Source organism: Nocardiopsis aegyptia (genome assembly GCF_013410755.1).
Lineage (GTDB): Bacteria > Actinomycetota > Actinomycetes > Streptosporangiales > Streptosporangiaceae > Nocardiopsis > Nocardiopsis aegyptia.
In genome coordinates this window covers 2,831,800-2,846,182 of sequence record NZ_JACCFS010000001.1, presented here as the reverse complement: position 1 = coordinate 2,846,182, position 14,383 = coordinate 2,831,800, and the positions used below count along the sequence as shown (strand labels likewise).

Genomic DNA, 14,383 nt, shown 5'->3' with positions numbered 1-14,383 from the left:
CCGGTTCGTGGTGGTGCGCGGTCAGCCCTTGTCGACGGGGAGGCCGGCCTCCACCCAGTCCTGGATGCCCTCACGGTACTTGCGCACCCGGGTGTAGCCGAGCCCCTCGAGCGCGGTGGAGACCGCCTGGCTGTTGCCGCACCCCGGGTTGGAGCAGTACACGGCGATGAGGGCGTCCTTCTCGGGGAGCAGTTCCGCCGCCTGGCCGGCGACCTCGTCGGACGTGAGCGCGACGGCTCCGGGCAGGTGCTGTTGCTCGTAGTAGGAGCCGCCCAGGGCGTCCACGACGGTCACGGTTCCGGCGTCGATGTGCTTCTTCAGTTCGTCACGGCTGATCAGTGCTGTCATGCGGCTCTCCCGACCGGACTATGGTCCGGTTCTCTCGGTGAAAAAAATCGGACCTGAGTCCGCTTGTGGTCGTGAGCATAACCGGACTTAGGTCCGATTGTCGAGTAGGGTGGTGCCGTGAACGACGAACTGCTGCGGGTCCTGCGCCGACCGCCCCGGGAACGCGCCGACGCCGCGCGCAACCGGACCCGCGTCCTGGAGGCCGCGTCCCGACTGTTCGCCGAGGGGGGCGTGGCCGCCCTGACCGTGGACGCGGTGGCACAGGCGGCCGGGGTCGGCAAGGGCACCGTGTTCCGCCGCTTCGGTGACAAGTCCGGCCTCGTCTCGGCCCTGCTCGACCAGCGCGAACGCGAACTCCAGGAAGCCGTCGTCTTCGGACGGCCCCCGCTGGGCCCGGGCGCGCCCGCGCGCGAGCGGGCGCTGGCCTTCTTCGACGCCTACCTCGACTACTTGGCCGACCACCTGGACCTCGTCCGGCTGTCGGAGACCGCCGCGCCCGGGGCCCGGTTCCGGATCGGCGCGTACGTGTTCTGGCACCGGCACCTGGCGATCCTGTGCGCGGACCGGCCCGAACCCGACCACCTCGCCCACGTGCTCCTGGGGATGGTGGCGGCCGACCTCAACGCGGAACTGCTCTCCCAAGGGATCGACTGGGGGCGCATTCGCGCGGGCGTCGCCGAGGCGGTCGACGCGCTGGTCGCCCCCGTGCACGCGCCCTAGACCAGCGTCCGGCACCGACCTCCGGGTGCTCCCGCTGGAAGCGGGTTCGGCGCGGGAACGGGCCGAGGCCGCCGGCGGGCGGCCACGCCCGGTGACGGAGGACACCCAGGGTGAGGATTCGGGCGGGTCACAGGTGTGCGGCGACGGTCGTATGGGCAGGTGTGGCGCATACGCTGCCGTCGCCGACACCGTCGGCCCCTCCCGTCCCCCGAGGAGACCCTGGAACATGGCTCGCACCGAGTACTACGACGACCCCGCCGCTCCCGCGCCGAACAGCCTGGTCCCCGCGGCCACCGCGGCCGTGTTCGACGAGGACGGGCAGTTGTTGCTGCGGCGGCGCGCGGACCACGGGCTGTGGACGATGCCCGGCGGGGCCGTGGCGATGACGGAGAGCCTGTCCCAGGCCGCGGTACGCGAGGTGTGGGAGGAGACCGGGTACGAGGTGCGCATCACCGGCCTCGTGGGTACCTACACGGACGCCCGCCACGTCGTCGTCCACGGTGACGGCGAGGTGCGCCGCCAGTTCACGGTCTGCTTCCGGGCCCAGCCGGTGCGGGGCGAGCTCAGGGCCGGTGACGAGTCGCTCGAAGCGGCCTGGTTCGCCCAGGAGGAGCTCGGCGTCCTGCCCATGCACCGCACCCAGCGCCTGCGCGTCGACCACGCCCTGCGCGGGGGCAAACCCCACCTGGGCTGAGCCGCGCGCGGGCCCCGCCCTCCGGTGTCACCCGCTCAGACGGAGGTCGCCCTTCCAGGTGTCGGCGTGGACGGAGCCCGTCGGGAACCCGACCTCCAGCGCCACCCGGCCCGTGGCCGGGTCCCAGCGCTCGCGCACCGCCCCGACCCTCGTGCCGACATGGCGCTCGAAGGGGGTCCCGGCCGCGCTCTCCCGGAGTTCGAGCCGCCCCCAGATCCCCAGGTCCCAGCCCTCTCCCGGTGCCTCGGCCGCCACCAGCAGGCACCAGTCCGACCCCGCCGTGATCCGGGTCGACCCGTCCAGGTCGTCGATCAGCCACACGTCGATCGGTCCCACGTCGGGCTCTCTCTCACTGACGAGCCACGAGGTCACGATCCGGTCCAGGCGGCGGCCGACGAGCGCGTCGGGGTCGCCTCCGGGACCGTGGACGGGGCAGGTGCTCGGGTGGGGGGACGTCGGCGTCATCCGGAGAATCTACAGCGGGTTCCGCTCCCTTGCGCTGCGGAAGACGCGCCCGTCCGGTGCGCGGTCCTACCCTGGAAGGGTGCGCACCAGTCCGGTGACCCTGTTCCTCTCCGGGGACGTGATGCTCGGCCGCGGGGTGGACCAGATCCTGCCCCACCCCGGCGACCCGGACCTGGAGGAGCGCTCCGTTCGGGACGCGCGGGTCTACGTCCGCCTGGCCGAGGAGGCCAACGGGCCGATCCCCGCCCCGGTCGGCTTCACCTGGCCGTGGGGCGACGCCCTGCCGGCGCTGGAGGAGGCCGGACCCGACGTGCGCGTGGTCAACCTGGAGACGACCGTCACGAGCGCCGGAGGGTTCTGGCCGGGCAAACAGATGCACTACCGGGTCCATCCGTCGAACCTGCCCTGCCTGGCCGAGGTCCGGCCGGACGTGTGCTCGCTGGCCAACAACCACGTCATGGACTTCGGGTACTCCGGGCTGGCGGACACACTGGACTCCCTGGCCGGGGCGGGCCTGCGCACGGCGGGCGCGGGCCGTGACGCCGGGCAGGCGTGTGCGCCGGCCGCCGTGCCCGTGCGCGGGGGCGGGCGGGTGCTGGTGTTCGCGTTCGGGCTGCCCTCCAGCGGCATCCCCGACGGCTGGGCGGCCCGCGGGGACCGGCCGGGCGTCGGTCTGGTGCCGTCCGGGACCGGTGTCGCCGACGTCGTGGCGCGCGTGCGCCGCGCGCGTGAGCCCGGCGACGTGGTCGTGGCCTCGGTCCACTGGGGCGGCAATTGGGGTTACGACGTGTCGCGCGAGGTCGAGTTCGCTCACGCGCTGGTGGACGGAGGCGTCGACATCGTGCACGGGCACTCCTCGCACATGCCCCGCCCGATCGAGGTCCGCCGCGGTCGGCTGATCCTGTACGGCTGCGGTGACCTGGTCAACGACTACGAGGGCATCCAGGGGTACGAGGAGTACCGCGACGACCTGCGGCTGCTCTACCTGGCCTCGGTGGAACCGGGGACCGGACGGCTGCTGGGGTTGCGGACGGTGCCGCTGCGGGTTCGCCGGATGCGGCTGTGGCGGGCCCCGCGCGAGGACGTCGTGTGGCTCCGACAGCGGCTCACCGAGGTCAGCGACACCTTCGGGTGCGCGCTCGCCCGTGACGGCGGGGACCTGGTCCTGGACTGGCCGGGCCGGCCGTAACGGTCACCGGCCGGCCGGGCGCGGGGGAGGTGCCACCATCGGGGGATGAGCGATGTCGTGATCCGACCGGCCGCTGCCGAGGACCTGCCCGCCGTCGCCGCGCTCCGGTGGCACTGGCTCGACCAGGCCCGCGGAACACCAGCGGTCGACCTGGAGGAGTTCGTGCCCCGGTTCGTCGCCTGGGCCGGGCGGAACGCCGCCTCCCACCACTGCTTCGTCGCGGTGCTGGACGGGGACGTCATCGGCATGGCGTGGTTGGCGGTCACCGGGCGGGTGCCGTATCCGGACGCGTTCGACCGCGCCTCGGGAGACGTGCAGTGTGTCTACCTGCTTCCCGAGCACCGTGGCGGCGGGCTCGGCGGAAGGCTGGTCGAAGCGGTCCTCGGGCTGGCCGGTGAGCTCGGGCTGGAGCGGGTGAGCGTGCACTCCAACGATCGGGCCGTCGCCGCCTACTCCCGCTACGGGTTCGCCGTGTCCCCGCGCCCGCCCCGGTCACTCGTGCGCCGGTGCCACGGCGGGCCGTCGGCGTGCGGCGGCCGCGGAGACGACCACCCCCAGGCCGACGAGCAGGCCGATCCCGGCCACGGCAACGCCGCCCGCGACACCGAGGACCCGCCGATCGCGGGTCGCCGCCACGACGTCCGAGCCGCCGACCGCGAACACGCCGTGCCTCTCCCGCTCGCAGGTGAAGGTGTGGGTGCCGGGCTCCGACGTGTCCAGGACGCCCAGCAGCATCCAGCGGCCGTCGTCGGTCCGCCAGCCCGACCCCGCCTCCGCCGGGGGCGTGGCGCCCGAGGGCGCGATGTGGCGGCAGAGCAGGGCGTCCTCCGTGTTCCCGTACAGCGCCCAGGAGCCTTCCTCGCGCTCGTGGACCTCGAAGGTCATCGTCCCGGTGGAGTCCGTCTGTGCGATGAACTCCGGCGTCCGGGACGGCGCGGTCGCGCCGAAGGCGACCAGCAGGGCCCCCGCGAGGAGGGCGGTCCCGATCGTCAGCCCGCCGATGCGGGTCCGGCCGCGCACGACCGGGCCCGGGGGATCGCCGACCGGACCGGCCGGTGCCGGTTCGGCGAGGCCGACGGGGCCTGGGTGGGGAGGGGTGTGAGGGATGGACATGGCACGCATCGTGCCACATATCGTGACTAAGTGTGTCCGAGGGGTGGTGTGCGCTCCGCGAGCAGGCGGCGGTGGTGCGCGTTGCGCCGCGCTCCGGTGACGAGCATGACCGCCCCGCCGAGCGCGAGGCCCGCCGAGGGGACCAGCACGACCCACGCCAGGGCGCCCAGCAGGTTCGAGGTGAAGCCCTCCCCGTCGGCCCCCAGGTCCCCGACCGCGTACACGGTGTCGTCGCCTCCGTCGCACACGAGCGTGTGCCGGCCGGTCTCGGTGAGGACCACGGCCCCCGTCAGGTTCCAGTTCTCCGTCCCGGACTCCCAGTTCCAGCGGTACGGCGGGAAGTCGAAGTCCAGTTCCCGCCCGCTGGGAGCGATCACCGAGCAACTCGCCTTGGCCCAGTCGACCGGGCTGCCGTAGAGCCCCAGCTCGCCGAAGTCCTCGTCGACGGTGAAGACCGCCTCGCCGGGGCCGCGCACCTCCGCGACGAAGTCGGGGGCGGCCAGCAGCCGCGTGAGCATGACGGCGAAACCCGCGACGCCCACGATCACGGACACGGCGAGGACCGCGGCGCCCACCCCGTACCAGAGGCGGCGCGGCCGCAGTTCCGCAGCGGGGATCCGCCCCGGGACGGCGTGGGCTCGGACGTGGGTGGCCATGCCGTACCCCTTCACTGAAGGTGTTCCTGTTGTCGTGTGTGGGACGCGTGCGATCACGTGCCGGTTCACTCCGCGCCCCCACCCACGCCCCACCTCACCTGGGACTGAGCCGGATCACCGGGTACTCGCGGTCCGACGTGGCCTGGTACTTCGCGTAGCGGGGCTGCGCCGCCGTGACGCGCTCCCACGCCCGCTCGCGTTCGGCGCCCTCCAACCGCCGGGGCGTCACCGGCACGGCCCCACGGCCGGGCAGTTCGATCGACGCCTCCTCCGGACGCGCCATCAGGTTGGCGTGCCAGTCCGGGTGCCGGCTCCCGCCGCCGGACGCGACGACCAGCCGGGCGTCCCCCTCGTCGGCGAACCACGCCAGCGGCGTCTCGACGCGCCGGCCGCTCAGGCGGCCCACCGTGTTCAGGACCAGCACGTCCATGCCCATGAACGAGCCGCGCCCGCCGCGGACCTTGCGGGCCATCCTGGCGTTCGCCCGGCGCTGGATCCAGCGCGAGAACCTCCCGGGCGTGCCGGGCGCGCGTCCCCGCTCCTGTTGCCGTGCCATCGTCGACCTCCGATCGAACGGACTCCTGGCTTCGGACTCCACGCTAGGGACGCCGGCTCCGGGACGCTTCTCGAATCCTGATCGATGCGGCCGGCACGCCCGCGCCCCCGCCGTGCGCGCCCTGCGCTTCCGGGACCGCCGGAATCCACCTCCGGGGCGCACACGGGTCGTGACCGGGACGAACCGCGCCCCGTTCCTGGTGGAGCCCTTGTCAGACGGGGAGCGCGCGGATTGAATCAGAGGAACCGGGCGGGTCCGTCCGTACCGGCCGCCGCCGTCACGCCGCTGGGAGGTTCGCGATGCCCGGGGCCTGGAACGCCTGGTCATGGGACGCCGATCCCGACACCGTGCGACGGGACGTCTCCGTCGCCCACGACCGCTTCACCGGCTCCGGCCGGCTCAGCCACCGCGTGCGCGACGTGGTCGGGGAGTCGTGGCGGCGCAGCGCCCTGCACGGCGTCGACCCCGACGCCACCCTGCCCAGTGTCGAGCTGACCGGCCACGCACTGCGCGACCACCGCGACGCCCACCCGCTGTCCGTGGCCATGCCGCTGCTGCGCCGCCTGCTCGCCGACGGCGTGACCGGCCCGCAGATCCTCGCGGTCGGCGACGCCTCCGGGCGCCTGCTGTGGGTCGAGGGCGACCACCGGCTGCGCTCCCGCGCCGAGGACGTGCACTTCGTCGAGGGCGCGAACTGGCTGGAGCGCTCGGCCGGAACGAACGCGCCCGGCGTCGCGCTCGCGCTCGACCACGAGGTCCAGGTGTTCGCCAGCGAGCACTTCGCCCGGGGCGTGCAGCGGTGGAGCTGTTCGGCCGCGCCCCTGCACGACCCCGACACCGGCGCGCTCATCGGCGTCCTCGACCTCACCGGAGAGGATCGCATCGCCTCGCCGCAGGCCCTGGCGCTGGTCCGGGCGGCGGCCGCCGCCGCGGAGATGGAGCTGCGGGCCCAGCGGATCAGCGGCCGGATCCCCACGCCGGGCCGCCCCCTGGACGGCGCGCCCGCCGACGCCCCGGGCCGGGCCGTGCTGCGGGTGCTGGGCCGCGACCACGCCCGCCTCACCCTCGACGAGCAGACCGTCGAGCTCAGCCGTCGGCACTCCGAGATCCTGCTGCTGCTCACCCGCCACCCGCGCGGGCTGAACGGAGAGGCGCTCGGCGCCCGCCTGCACGAGGCCGACGCCTCCCCGGTCACCGTCCGCGCCGAGATGTCCCGGCTGCGCCGCCTGCTGGGGACGGGGCTCCTCGCCTCCCGCCCCTACCGCCTGCTCCACCCGATGGACACCGACGTCGACGAGGTCCGCCGCCATCTGGCCGACGGCGCCTACCGGCGCGCCCTGGAGACCTGCGCGGGGCCGGTCCTGCCCGGCTCCGAGGCGCCCGGGGTGGTCGACCTGCGCGAGGAGCTGCGCGCCGAGGTGTGCGAGGCGCTGGCCGCCCACGCGGCGCCGGACGTGCGACTGGCCTGGGCCGAGCACCCCGAGTGGCGGGACGACCCGCGTGTGCTCTCGGCGGCGCTGGACACGCCCGAGTCCCCGCGGCACGCGGCCCTGCGCGGCCGCCTGCGCCGACTCGGTGCGTGACGCCCCGGCGCGCCCGACACCGTGACGCCCCGGTGCCGCCGGCGCCGTGACGCCTCCCAGTACCGCGACGCCCCGACCCCGGCACGCAACGTGGTCGCAACGTTGCTGTTACTAGCGTCACAGTCATCGGAGCCCCCGACAGTGGCGGCGCACCGTCCCGGCCGCCACGCGCACCTGGAGGACACCATGACGATCTACACACCCCCGGGCCGGCCCGGCAGTGTCGTCGACTTCGCACCCCGCTACGAGAACTGGATCGGCGGCGAGTGGGTCGCCCCCGTCAAGGGCCGCTACTTCGAGAACCCCACCCCCGTCACCGGCCGGACCTTCACCGAGATCGCCCGGGGCGGCGCGGAGGACATCGAACTCGCCCTCGACGCCGCGCACGGCGCCGCCCCCGCGTGGGGCCGCACCTCCGCGGGCGAGCGCGCGCTCGTCCTCAACCGGATCGCCGACCGGATCGAGGAGAACCTGGAGCGGCTCGCGGTCGCCGAGTCCTGGGAGAACGGCAAGCCCGTCCGCGAGTGCCTGGCCGCCGACCTGCCCCTGGCCGTGGACCACTTCCGCTACTTCGCCGGGGCGATCCGCGCCCAGGAGGGCCACAACTCCCAGATCGACGGCGACACGGTCGCCTATCACTTCCAGGAGCCCTTGGGCGTGGTCGCCCAGATCATCCCGTGGAACTTCCCCCTGCTCATGGCCACCTGGAAGCTGGCGCCCGCGCTGGCCGCCGGGAACGCCGTGGTGCTCAAGCCCGCCGAGCAGACGCCGACCACGATCCTGCTGCTCATGGAGCTCATCGCCGACCTCCTGCCGCCGGGCGTGGTCAACGTCGTCAACGGGTTCGGTGTGGAGGCGGGCAAACCGCTGGCCTCGAACTCCCGCGTGCGCAAGGTCGCCTTCACCGGTGAGACCACGACCGGGCGGCTCATCATGCAGTACGCCTCGGAGAACCTCATTCCGGTCACGCTGGAACTGGGCGGCAAGAGCCCGAACGTCTTCTTCGCCGACGTCGCCGCCGCCCGCGACGACTTCTACGACAAGGCGCTGGAGGGCTTCACCATGTTCGCCCTCAACCAGGGCGAGGTGTGCACCTGTCCGTCCCGGGCGCTGGTGCAGGGCTCGATGTACGACTCCTTCATGGCCGACGCCCTGGCCCGGGTCGGGGCGATCAAGCAGGGCGACCCCCTGGACACCGACACGATGGTCGGGGCCCAGGCCAGCAACGACCAGCTGGAGAAGATCCTGTCCTACCTGGACATCGGGACGCGGGAGGGCGCCAGGGTCCTGGCCGGCGGCGGCCGGGTCGACCTCGGCGGCGACCTCTCCGACGGCTACTACGTGGCCCCGACGGTGTTCGAGGGGCAGAACTCCATGCGCGTCTTCCAGGAGGAGATCTTCGGGCCGGTCGTGTCGGTCGCGCGCTTCGACGACTACGCCGACGCCCTCAAGATCGCCAACGACACCCTGTACGGCCTGGGCGCGGGTGTGTGGTCGCGCGACGGCAACACCGCCTACCGCGCGGGCCGCGACATCCAGGCGGGCCGGGTGTGGGTGAACAACTACCACGCCTACCCGGCCCACGCGGCCTTCGGCGGCTACAAGCAGTCGGGCATCGGCCGGGAGAACCACAAGATGATGCTCGACCACTACCAGCAGACGAAGAACCTCCTGGTCAGCTACTCCGACCAGGCGCTCGGGTTCTTCTGATGGACACCCCCGAAGTGGAGCGCGTGGCCGTCACGAGGGAAGCGGCCGCCCTGCTCCGGGAACTGTGGGAGGAACACGGGCCGCTCATGTTCCACCAGTCCGGCGGGTGCTGTGACGGCAGCTCCCCGATGTGCTATCCGGCGGGAGAGTTCCGCACGGGCGGCTCCGACGTCCGCTTGGGGGAGTTGGACGCGGGGACGCCCGAGCCGGTCCCGGTGTGGATGTCGCGCTCGCAGTTCGAGCTCTGGAGCCACACCCACCTGACCATCGACGTGGTCCCGGGACGGGGAGCGGGGTTCTCGCTGGAGGCACCGACCGGACAGCGGTTCCTGATTCGCTCCAGGCTCATGACCGACGAGGAGGCGGAGGGCCTGGAGTAAGGGGGAGAGGAGCCGAGGGCCTCGGAGGCGGCGTGGTCTCCGGGGCCCTCGGCGTGCGCGGCGGGCTCACCGCCCGTCGAACCGCCACCGGGTCGCCGTCAGGCCGTCCGCGCCGTAGCCGAAGGCCCGTGTCGGCGTGATCCGGTAGAAGGCGTACTCCGGTGAGCCGGGCCGGGCGTCGCCGGTGACGGTGCCCTCCCGCACCGTGAACTCCCAGCCGTACTTCTCCTCGAACGCGTCCGCGACCCGGCGGATGCCGGTGTCGTCGCCGACCTGGGCGGCGACGCCCTCGACGACCAGGTCGAGGTCGTCGTCGGAGGCGCTGAGGACGCAGTGGGCGTTCCCGGTCAGGTTCACGGACTTGCGCGAACCCGGGCGGGACGTGAGGCAGGGCGCGCCGTCGGCCCACACCAGGAGTACGGGCGCGGTGTGCGGGCGGCCGTCCGGCCGGACCGTGGTGAACCAGACCCTCGGCGCGGCGGCCAGGCAGGCCCGCGCCCGGTCCCACGGCTTCAGGGTCGCCGGGTCGGTGCTGAAGGGGGTCGCGTCCTCCTCGCCGAACAGGAGTGTGGCGGCGGGCGTCGAGACGGTCATCGTCGGTCTCCTCGGTGCGGGCGGTGCGGGCGGTCGTGGACGCGAACGCGGGCGGGCCGGGGCCGGTCGGAATCAGACCGGGTACTCGTCGTGCAGACGCCACCAGGTGTAGGGCGGGGTCTGCGGATGCCCCTCGGGGGAGTCCTCCCAGGTCTCCTGTCGGCCGAGCGGGGTCAGGTCGAGCAGGGTCCAGACGCTGCCGAGGCGTTCGACCCCGCGGCCGGAGGTGGAGTAGGTGCGGTACACGTCGTCGCCGTCGCGCAGGAAGACGTCGAGCGCGAAACCGTCTCCGGCGCCGATGTCGTCGTTGAACCCGGTGCCCAGCGACGAGAACCACGGCAGGGTCCAGCCCATGCGCTCGCGGAACGGCGTGATCTCGCTCAGCGGCCCGCGGGAGACCAGGGCCAGGGAGGTGTCGCGGGCGTGCAGGTGGGCGGGGTGGCCGAGGTTGTCGGTGAACATCGAGCAGCCCTGGCAGTAGTGGCCGCCGCCCGGCCACATGAAGCAGTAGGTGATGAGCTGGCGTCGGCCGTCGAAGAGGTCGAGCAGGCTCGCGGGGCCGTCGGGGCCCTCGAACAGGTAGTCCTGTTCCACCCGCACCACCGGCATCCGGCGGCGCCGTGCGGCCAGCGCGTCGAGCGCGCGGGTCAGCTCCTTCTCCTCGGCGAGCAGCTCCGCGCGCTCCGCCTGCCATTCCTCTTCCGGGACGACCCGTGGCCGGTGCATGGCGCTCCTCCGTCGAACGAGTGAGTTCCCTCAAGGAACTTAGTAGGGCGACCGTAGCACGACTCAGTTCCCTGAGGGAACTCACTCGGGTAGGCTCGGCCCATGCAACGCACCCGGTTCGGCGACATGGCCTGCTCGATCGCCCGCACCATGGACGTCATCGGCGAGCCGTGGTCCCCGCTCGTCCTGCGCAACGTCTACGTCGGCATCAACCGCTTCGAGCCGCTCCAACAGAGCCTCGGCATCTCGCGCAAGGTGCTCACCGAACGGCTCAAGTGGCTGGTCGAGAACGGTGTCCTGGAACGGGTGGAGTACTCCGACCGGCCGCCCCGCCACGAGTACGCGCTCACCGACAAGGGCCGGGAGCTGTGCGACCTGCTCATGGTGATGGTCCGCTGGGGCGACCGGTGGACGGCCGGGGAGGCGGGGCCGCCCGTCCTCTACCGCCACCACGCCTGCGGCGAGATCAGCCACGTCGAACCGCGCTGCTCGGTGTGCGGGCGGCCGATGCACGCGACCGACGTCGACGTGCTGCCCGGCCCCGGGGCCGCCGACGACTGATCACGGGGACGGCGGCGGCACGTCCCGTGCCCGCCGCGGGATGCCCACGCCCACGCCCGCACGGCGCGGAGGGGCGCGTCAGTCCCCGAGTTCCTCGTGCGGGCTCCGCCGGTTCGCGCCGGTGGCGCGCTCCTCGTGCTGGAGCCGCTCGAACAGTTCGTCGGCGACCAGCAGGTCCTCGTCGATCCGGCCGGTGCGGTACCCGACCCGGGCGGCGATGTGCGCGGCCACCGGGACCGTCAGGACCTGGAACAGGCCCACCACGACCAGCATGCCCACCGTGAAGATGCCGGTCTCCGCGGGCAGCAGCCGTAGCCCGATCCCGACCAGGACCAGCAGCAGGCCGAGCACCTGCGGCTTGGCCGCGGTGTGCATGCGCGAGAGCAGGTCGGGGAACCGGATCAGGCCCACGCTCGCCACGAAGGACAGCAGCGCGCCCGCCAGCAGGCAGAGCACGGCGGCCCAGTCCAGGACCGCCACCAGCGTCGTGTTCACGCCGCACCCCCTTCTTCCACGTTCGGGGCCGGCACGGGCTCGTCCCGCTCGCGCAGGGAGTCCTCATGGCGACGGGCCACGAACTTCGACACGCTGATCGATCCCACGAACCCGACCAGGGACAGCACCAGCAGGACCGGCAGGACCGTCGGGTCGCGGTTGAGCGCCGCGTACGCCCCGATGCCCGTCAGCGCCGACGCCACCAGCACGTCCAGCGACAGCGCGCGGTCCAGGATGCTCGGGCCCATCAGCATGCGGGCCATGCTCAGCAGCGCCGCCGCGCCGAGCAGGACCGCGATGGCGATCCACAGTGCGTTCACACGCTCTCCGTCCCGACGGTCTCGGCCGCCTCCAGCTTGGCGATGTCCACGCGGGCGCCCAGCGCCCGCACGATCCGTTCCTCCAGCCGCCAGGTGTCCCGGCGCGCGCGCTCGGTCCCCGCCTCGTCGTGCGTGCCCAGGTGGTGGATGTACAGCACGTGCTCGGGCTGGCCGACCTCCACCACCACGCTCCCGGGGATCACCGACAGGGCGATCGACGTGCACACCAGCATGAGCTCGGAGTCGGTGCGCAACCGCACCGCGATCACCGAGCTGAGCACCGGGCCGGGGGTGAACGTCTGCCAGGTCACCTGGAAGCTCGACAGCACCATCTGCCAGAAGAAGTACGCGAGCAGCCGCACGAACTGCCAGGGATGGAAGTGGAAGCCCTCGGAGACCGGCGGCAGCGGGAACACCACCATGATCAGCACCGACACGCCGAACCCCAGGACCAGCAGGCCCAGGGACTCCTCACGCAGCCGGAACCCGTCGAACAGCAGCATCCACACCACGGTCATGCCGAGCGCGATCGGGATCTGCACCTTGCCGAGCCGGCGGCGCAGGGCCTGCACGCGCTCCGGCCGGGCGGTGGGCGGTCTGGTCATCGGCTACCTCCGAGCACCGCTTCGATGTAGGGCGTACGGGCCATCAGCTCGGCCGCGGCCTCCGACGCGTAGGCGATCAGCGGACCGGCGAACACCGTCAGGGCCAGGCCCATGGCGACCAGCGCGACCGTCGCCCCCACCATCGACCGGGGCAGGACCGCCGAGGTCACGATCGTCGTGGCGACCGGACCGGAGGCGTCGCCGATCCGCGACGACGGACCGACCGCCTCGCCGGGCCCCAACGCCGCCGTCGACGGGTCGCTGGAGTCCTCGTTGTACTCCAGGACCGTGCCCGGCTCGGCGACCATGCCCTCGGCGGGGGTCCGCCAGAACGCCGAGTTCCACACCCGGGCGATGACGTACAGGGTGAGCAGGCTCGTGAGCACCGCCGACGCCATCAGCGCGTAGGCCAGCGGCGTGCCCGCCGCCGCGCCCGCCTGGAGCAGCGCCACCTTGCCCAGGAACCCGGAGAGCGGCGGGATGCCCCCCAGGTTCATCGCCGGGACGAAGAACAGGATGGCCAGCGTCGGCGCGATCCGGGCGAGCCCGCCCAGGTTCTCCAGGGACGTCGAACCGCCGCGCCGCTCGATCAGACCCGTGATGAGGAAGAGCGTGGTCTGCACCGTGATGTGGTGCGCGACGTAGAAGATCGCCCCCGCCAGCCCCAGCTCGTTGCCCAGGGCGACCCCCATGACCATGTAGCCGATGTGGCTGACCAGGGTGAAGGACAGCAGGCGCTTGATGTCGTTCTGCGCGACCGCGCCCAGGATGCCCATGAGCATCGTCGCCATGGCCACCCACAGCAGGAACGTGTTGATCTGCGTCCCCGGGAACAGCAGCGTCTGCGCGCGGATGATCGCGTACACGCCCACCTTGGTGAGCAGGCCCGCGAACACCGCCGTCACCGGCGCCGGGGCGATCGGGTAGGAGTCGGGCAGCCACGCCGCCAGCGGGAACACCGCGGCCTTGATGCCGAACGCCATGATCAGGAAGACCTCCAGCACCAGCCGCAGCTCGGTGGAGATCTCCGGCAGCCGCTCGGCCAGCTGCGCCATGTTGACCGTGCCCGTCGCGGCGTAGACCAGCCCCAGCGCGATGAGGAACAGGACCGAGGACAGCAGGGACACCACCACGTAGATGGCGCCCGCGCGCATCCGGGACTGTGTCCCGCCCAGTGTCAGCAGCACGTAGCTGGCGGTCAGCAGGATCTCGAAGCCCACGTAGAGGTTGAACAGGTCGCCGGCCAGGAAGGCGTTGGAGACGCCGGCCACCAGGATCAGGTAGGTCGGCTGGTACACCGACAGCGGCGCGACCTCGGCCTTGCCCGCCATGCCCTGGCCGATCGAGTACACCAGCACCGCGAGCGTGATCGCCGCGGACACGGTGACCATCAGCGCGGACAGCCGGTCGGCCACCAGCGTGATCCCGTGCGGTGCCTCCCAGCCGCCGATCTGCACCGCCTGCGGGCCCAACTGGTCGGCGGCCCCCATCAGCAGCACGCCGACGACCAGCACGACCGTGAGCGCGCCGACGCTCAGCCACTGCTGCAGCCGGGGCCAACGGATGCCCAGGGCCAGCTTCACCCCGGCGGCGAACAGGGGCAGGACGACCGGCAGCGGGACGAGGTAGTGCACGTCCTCGCCGAGGAGTGTCAGGAGGGGTCCCATG

18 protein-coding genes and 1 pseudogene are annotated in these 14,383 nt (G+C 72.8%); 8 read left to right on the top strand and 11 right to left on the bottom strand.

Translation table 11 applies throughout. The features are described from left to right. Window positions 1-21: 21 nt before the first annotated feature. A complete protein-coding gene (locus HNR10_RS12785) occupies window positions 22-348 on the bottom strand; it encodes a rhodanese-like domain-containing protein (RefSeq protein ID WP_179823427.1) in 327 nt (108 codons plus the stop codon). A gap of 117 nt (window positions 349-465) precedes the next feature. Here HNR10_RS12785 and HNR10_RS12780 point away from each other — a divergent pair, with 117 nt between their 5' ends. Next, a complete protein-coding gene (locus HNR10_RS12780; RefSeq protein WP_179823425.1) occupies window positions 466-1,068 on the top strand; it encodes a TetR/AcrR family transcriptional regulator in 603 nt (200 codons plus the stop codon). 226 nt (window positions 1,069-1,294) lie between these two features. After that, window positions 1,295-1,762 carry an NUDIX hydrolase gene (locus HNR10_RS12775; protein ID WP_179823423.1) on the top strand — a complete coding sequence of 156 codons (468 nt, stop codon included), beginning with the start codon at window positions 1,295-1,297 and terminating at the stop codon, window positions 1,760-1,762. Between the two features lie 27 nt (window positions 1,763-1,789). On the opposite strand, the gene HNR10_RS12770 is transcribed toward HNR10_RS12775, so the two are convergent. Then, entirely contained in the window at window positions 1,790-2,227 is a 438-nt protein-coding gene (locus HNR10_RS12770) for a hypothetical protein (protein WP_179823421.1), read from the bottom strand. Window positions 2,228-2,306: 79 nt separating this feature from the next. Between HNR10_RS12770 and HNR10_RS12765 the strand changes: the two genes are divergently transcribed. Together HNR10_RS12765 and HNR10_RS31190 are read left to right on the top strand one after the other, a co-directional pair. Further along, a complete protein-coding gene (locus HNR10_RS12765; protein WP_179823419.1) occupies window positions 2,307-3,416 on the top strand; it encodes a CapA family protein in 1,110 nt (369 codons plus the stop codon). Between the two features lie 45 nt (window positions 3,417-3,461). Next, window positions 3,462-3,833: pseudogene (locus tag HNR10_RS31190) on the top strand (N-acetyltransferase family protein); the annotation flags it as partial. 75 nt (window positions 3,834-3,908) lie between these two features. Here HNR10_RS31190 and HNR10_RS31185 read toward each other — a convergent pair. The 3 genes from HNR10_RS31185 to HNR10_RS12745 form a co-directional block, all read right to left on the bottom strand. Further along, entirely contained in the window at window positions 3,909-4,529 is a 621-nt protein-coding gene (locus HNR10_RS31185) for a hypothetical protein (protein WP_179819775.1), read from the bottom strand. Window positions 4,530-4,555: 26 nt separating this feature from the next. Beyond that, complete coding sequence (locus HNR10_RS12750) at window positions 4,556-5,185, bottom strand: hypothetical protein (RefSeq protein ID WP_179823417.1); 630 nt, start codon at window positions 5,183-5,185, stop codon at window positions 4,556-4,558. 94 nt (window positions 5,186-5,279) lie between these two features. Continuing rightward, complete coding sequence (locus HNR10_RS12745; RefSeq protein WP_179823415.1) at window positions 5,280-5,741, bottom strand: nitroreductase/quinone reductase family protein; 462 nt, start codon at window positions 5,739-5,741, stop codon at window positions 5,280-5,282. Window positions 5,742-6,040: 299 nt separating this feature from the next. Here HNR10_RS12745 and HNR10_RS12740 point away from each other — a divergent pair, with 299 nt between their 5' ends. The 3 genes from HNR10_RS12740 to HNR10_RS12730 all read left to right on the top strand — a co-directional run bounded on the left by HNR10_RS12740 (window position 6,041) and on the right by HNR10_RS12730 (window position 9,414). Continuing rightward, the gene (locus tag HNR10_RS12740) at window positions 6,041-7,324 is read left to right on the top strand and encodes a GAF domain-containing protein (RefSeq protein ID WP_179823413.1); all 1,284 of its coding nucleotides are present in this window, start codon (window positions 6,041-6,043) and stop codon (window positions 7,322-7,324) included. Window positions 7,325-7,510: 186 nt separating this feature from the next. Further along, the gene (gene exaC, locus HNR10_RS12735) at window positions 7,511-9,034 is read left to right on the top strand and encodes an acetaldehyde dehydrogenase ExaC (RefSeq protein WP_179823410.1); all 1,524 of its coding nucleotides are present in this window, start codon (window positions 7,511-7,513) and stop codon (window positions 9,032-9,034) included. Further along, window positions 9,034-9,414 carry a DUF779 domain-containing protein gene (locus tag HNR10_RS12730; RefSeq protein ID WP_179823408.1) on the top strand — a complete coding sequence of 127 codons (381 nt, stop codon included), beginning with the start codon at window positions 9,034-9,036 and terminating at the stop codon, window positions 9,412-9,414. The genes exaC and HNR10_RS12730 overlap by 1 nt, the downstream gene beginning before the upstream one ends. 66 nt (window positions 9,415-9,480) lie before the next feature. Here HNR10_RS12730 and HNR10_RS12725 read toward each other — a convergent pair whose 3' ends face one another. Further along, window positions 9,481-10,008: a pyridoxamine 5'-phosphate oxidase family protein gene (locus HNR10_RS12725; RefSeq protein WP_179823406.1), complete on the bottom strand. Its 528-nt coding sequence runs from the start codon at window positions 10,006-10,008 to the stop codon at window positions 9,481-9,483. Window positions 10,009-10,080: 72 nt separating this feature from the next. Beyond that, window positions 10,081-10,734, bottom strand: coding sequence for a DUF899 domain-containing protein (locus HNR10_RS12720; protein ID WP_179823404.1), 654 nt, complete (start codon window positions 10,732-10,734; stop codon window positions 10,081-10,083). Window positions 10,735-10,836: 102 nt separating this feature from the next. Between HNR10_RS12720 and HNR10_RS12715 the strand changes: the two genes are divergently transcribed. Next, window positions 10,837-11,295: a winged helix-turn-helix transcriptional regulator gene (locus tag HNR10_RS12715; RefSeq protein ID WP_179823402.1), complete on the top strand. Its 459-nt coding sequence runs from the start codon at window positions 10,837-10,839 to the stop codon at window positions 11,293-11,295. 78 nt (window positions 11,296-11,373) lie between these two features. On the opposite strand, the gene mnhG is transcribed toward HNR10_RS12715, so the two are convergent. Genes mnhG through HNR10_RS12695 form a run of 4 tightly spaced genes read right to left on the bottom strand, consistent with a single transcriptional unit; the run spans window position 11,374 to window position 14,382 of the window. After that, complete coding sequence (gene mnhG / locus HNR10_RS12710; protein ID WP_179823400.1) at window positions 11,374-11,790, bottom strand: monovalent cation/H(+) antiporter subunit G; 417 nt, start codon at window positions 11,788-11,790, stop codon at window positions 11,374-11,376. After that, a complete protein-coding gene (locus HNR10_RS12705) occupies window positions 11,787-12,110 on the bottom strand; it encodes a monovalent cation/H+ antiporter complex subunit F (protein WP_179823398.1) in 324 nt (107 codons plus the stop codon). Before HNR10_RS12705 ends, mnhG begins: the two co-directional genes overlap by 4 nt. Next, window positions 12,107-12,715 carry a Na+/H+ antiporter subunit E gene (locus tag HNR10_RS12700; RefSeq protein WP_179823395.1) on the bottom strand — a complete coding sequence of 203 codons (609 nt, stop codon included), beginning with the start codon at window positions 12,713-12,715 and terminating at the stop codon, window positions 12,107-12,109. The genes HNR10_RS12705 and HNR10_RS12700 overlap by 4 nt, the downstream gene beginning before the upstream one ends. After that, a complete protein-coding gene (locus HNR10_RS12695) occupies window positions 12,712-14,382 on the bottom strand; it encodes a Na+/H+ antiporter subunit D (protein WP_179823393.1) in 1,671 nt (556 codons plus the stop codon). The genes HNR10_RS12700 and HNR10_RS12695 overlap by 4 nt, the downstream gene beginning before the upstream one ends. Between the last annotated feature and the right edge of the window lies 1 nt (window position 14,383).

Bases quoted from the DNA above. Each gene is read 5' to 3' on its own strand.
- HNR10_RS12740 (WP_179823413.1), top strand. From the start codon at position 6,041: ATGCCCGGGGCCTGGAACGCCTGGTCATGGGACGCCGATCCCGACACC.
- HNR10_RS12700 (WP_179823395.1), bottom strand. From the start codon at position 12,715: ATGACCAGACCGCCCACCGCCCGGCCGGAGCGCGTGCAGGCCCTGCGC.
- HNR10_RS12775 (WP_179823423.1), top strand. From the start codon at position 1,295: ATGGCTCGCACCGAGTACTACGACGACCCCGCCGCTCCCGCGCCGAAC.
- HNR10_RS12715 (WP_179823402.1), top strand. From the start codon at position 10,837: ATGCAACGCACCCGGTTCGGCGACATGGCCTGCTCGATCGCCCGCACC.
- HNR10_RS12720 (WP_179823404.1), bottom strand. From the start codon at position 10,734: ATGCACCGGCCACGGGTCGTCCCGGAAGAGGAATGGCAGGCGGAGCGC.
- HNR10_RS12725 (WP_179823406.1), bottom strand. From the start codon at position 10,008: ATGACCGTCTCGACGCCCGCCGCCACACTCCTGTTCGGCGAGGAGGAC.
- HNR10_RS12695 (WP_179823393.1), bottom strand. From the start codon at position 14,382: ATGGGACCCCTCCTGACACTCCTCGGCGAGGACGTGCACTACCTCGTC.
- HNR10_RS12750 (WP_179823417.1), bottom strand. From the start codon at position 5,185: ATGGCCACCCACGTCCGAGCCCACGCCGTCCCGGGGCGGATCCCCGCT.
- exaC (WP_179823410.1), top strand. From the start codon at position 7,511: ATGACGATCTACACACCCCCGGGCCGGCCCGGCAGTGTCGTCGACTTC.
- HNR10_RS12785 (WP_179823427.1), bottom strand. From the start codon at position 348: ATGACAGCACTGATCAGCCGTGACGAACTGAAGAAGCACATCGACGCC.
- HNR10_RS12745 (WP_179823415.1), bottom strand. From the start codon at position 5,741: ATGGCACGGCAACAGGAGCGGGGACGCGCGCCCGGCACGCCCGGGAGG.
- HNR10_RS12730 (WP_179823408.1), top strand. From the start codon at position 9,034: ATGGACACCCCCGAAGTGGAGCGCGTGGCCGTCACGAGGGAAGCGGCC.
- HNR10_RS31185 (WP_179819775.1), bottom strand. From the start codon at position 4,529: ATGTCCATCCCTCACACCCCTCCCCACCCAGGCCCCGTCGGCCTCGCC.
- HNR10_RS12770 (WP_179823421.1), bottom strand. From the start codon at position 2,227: ATGACGCCGACGTCCCCCCACCCGAGCACCTGCCCCGTCCACGGTCCC.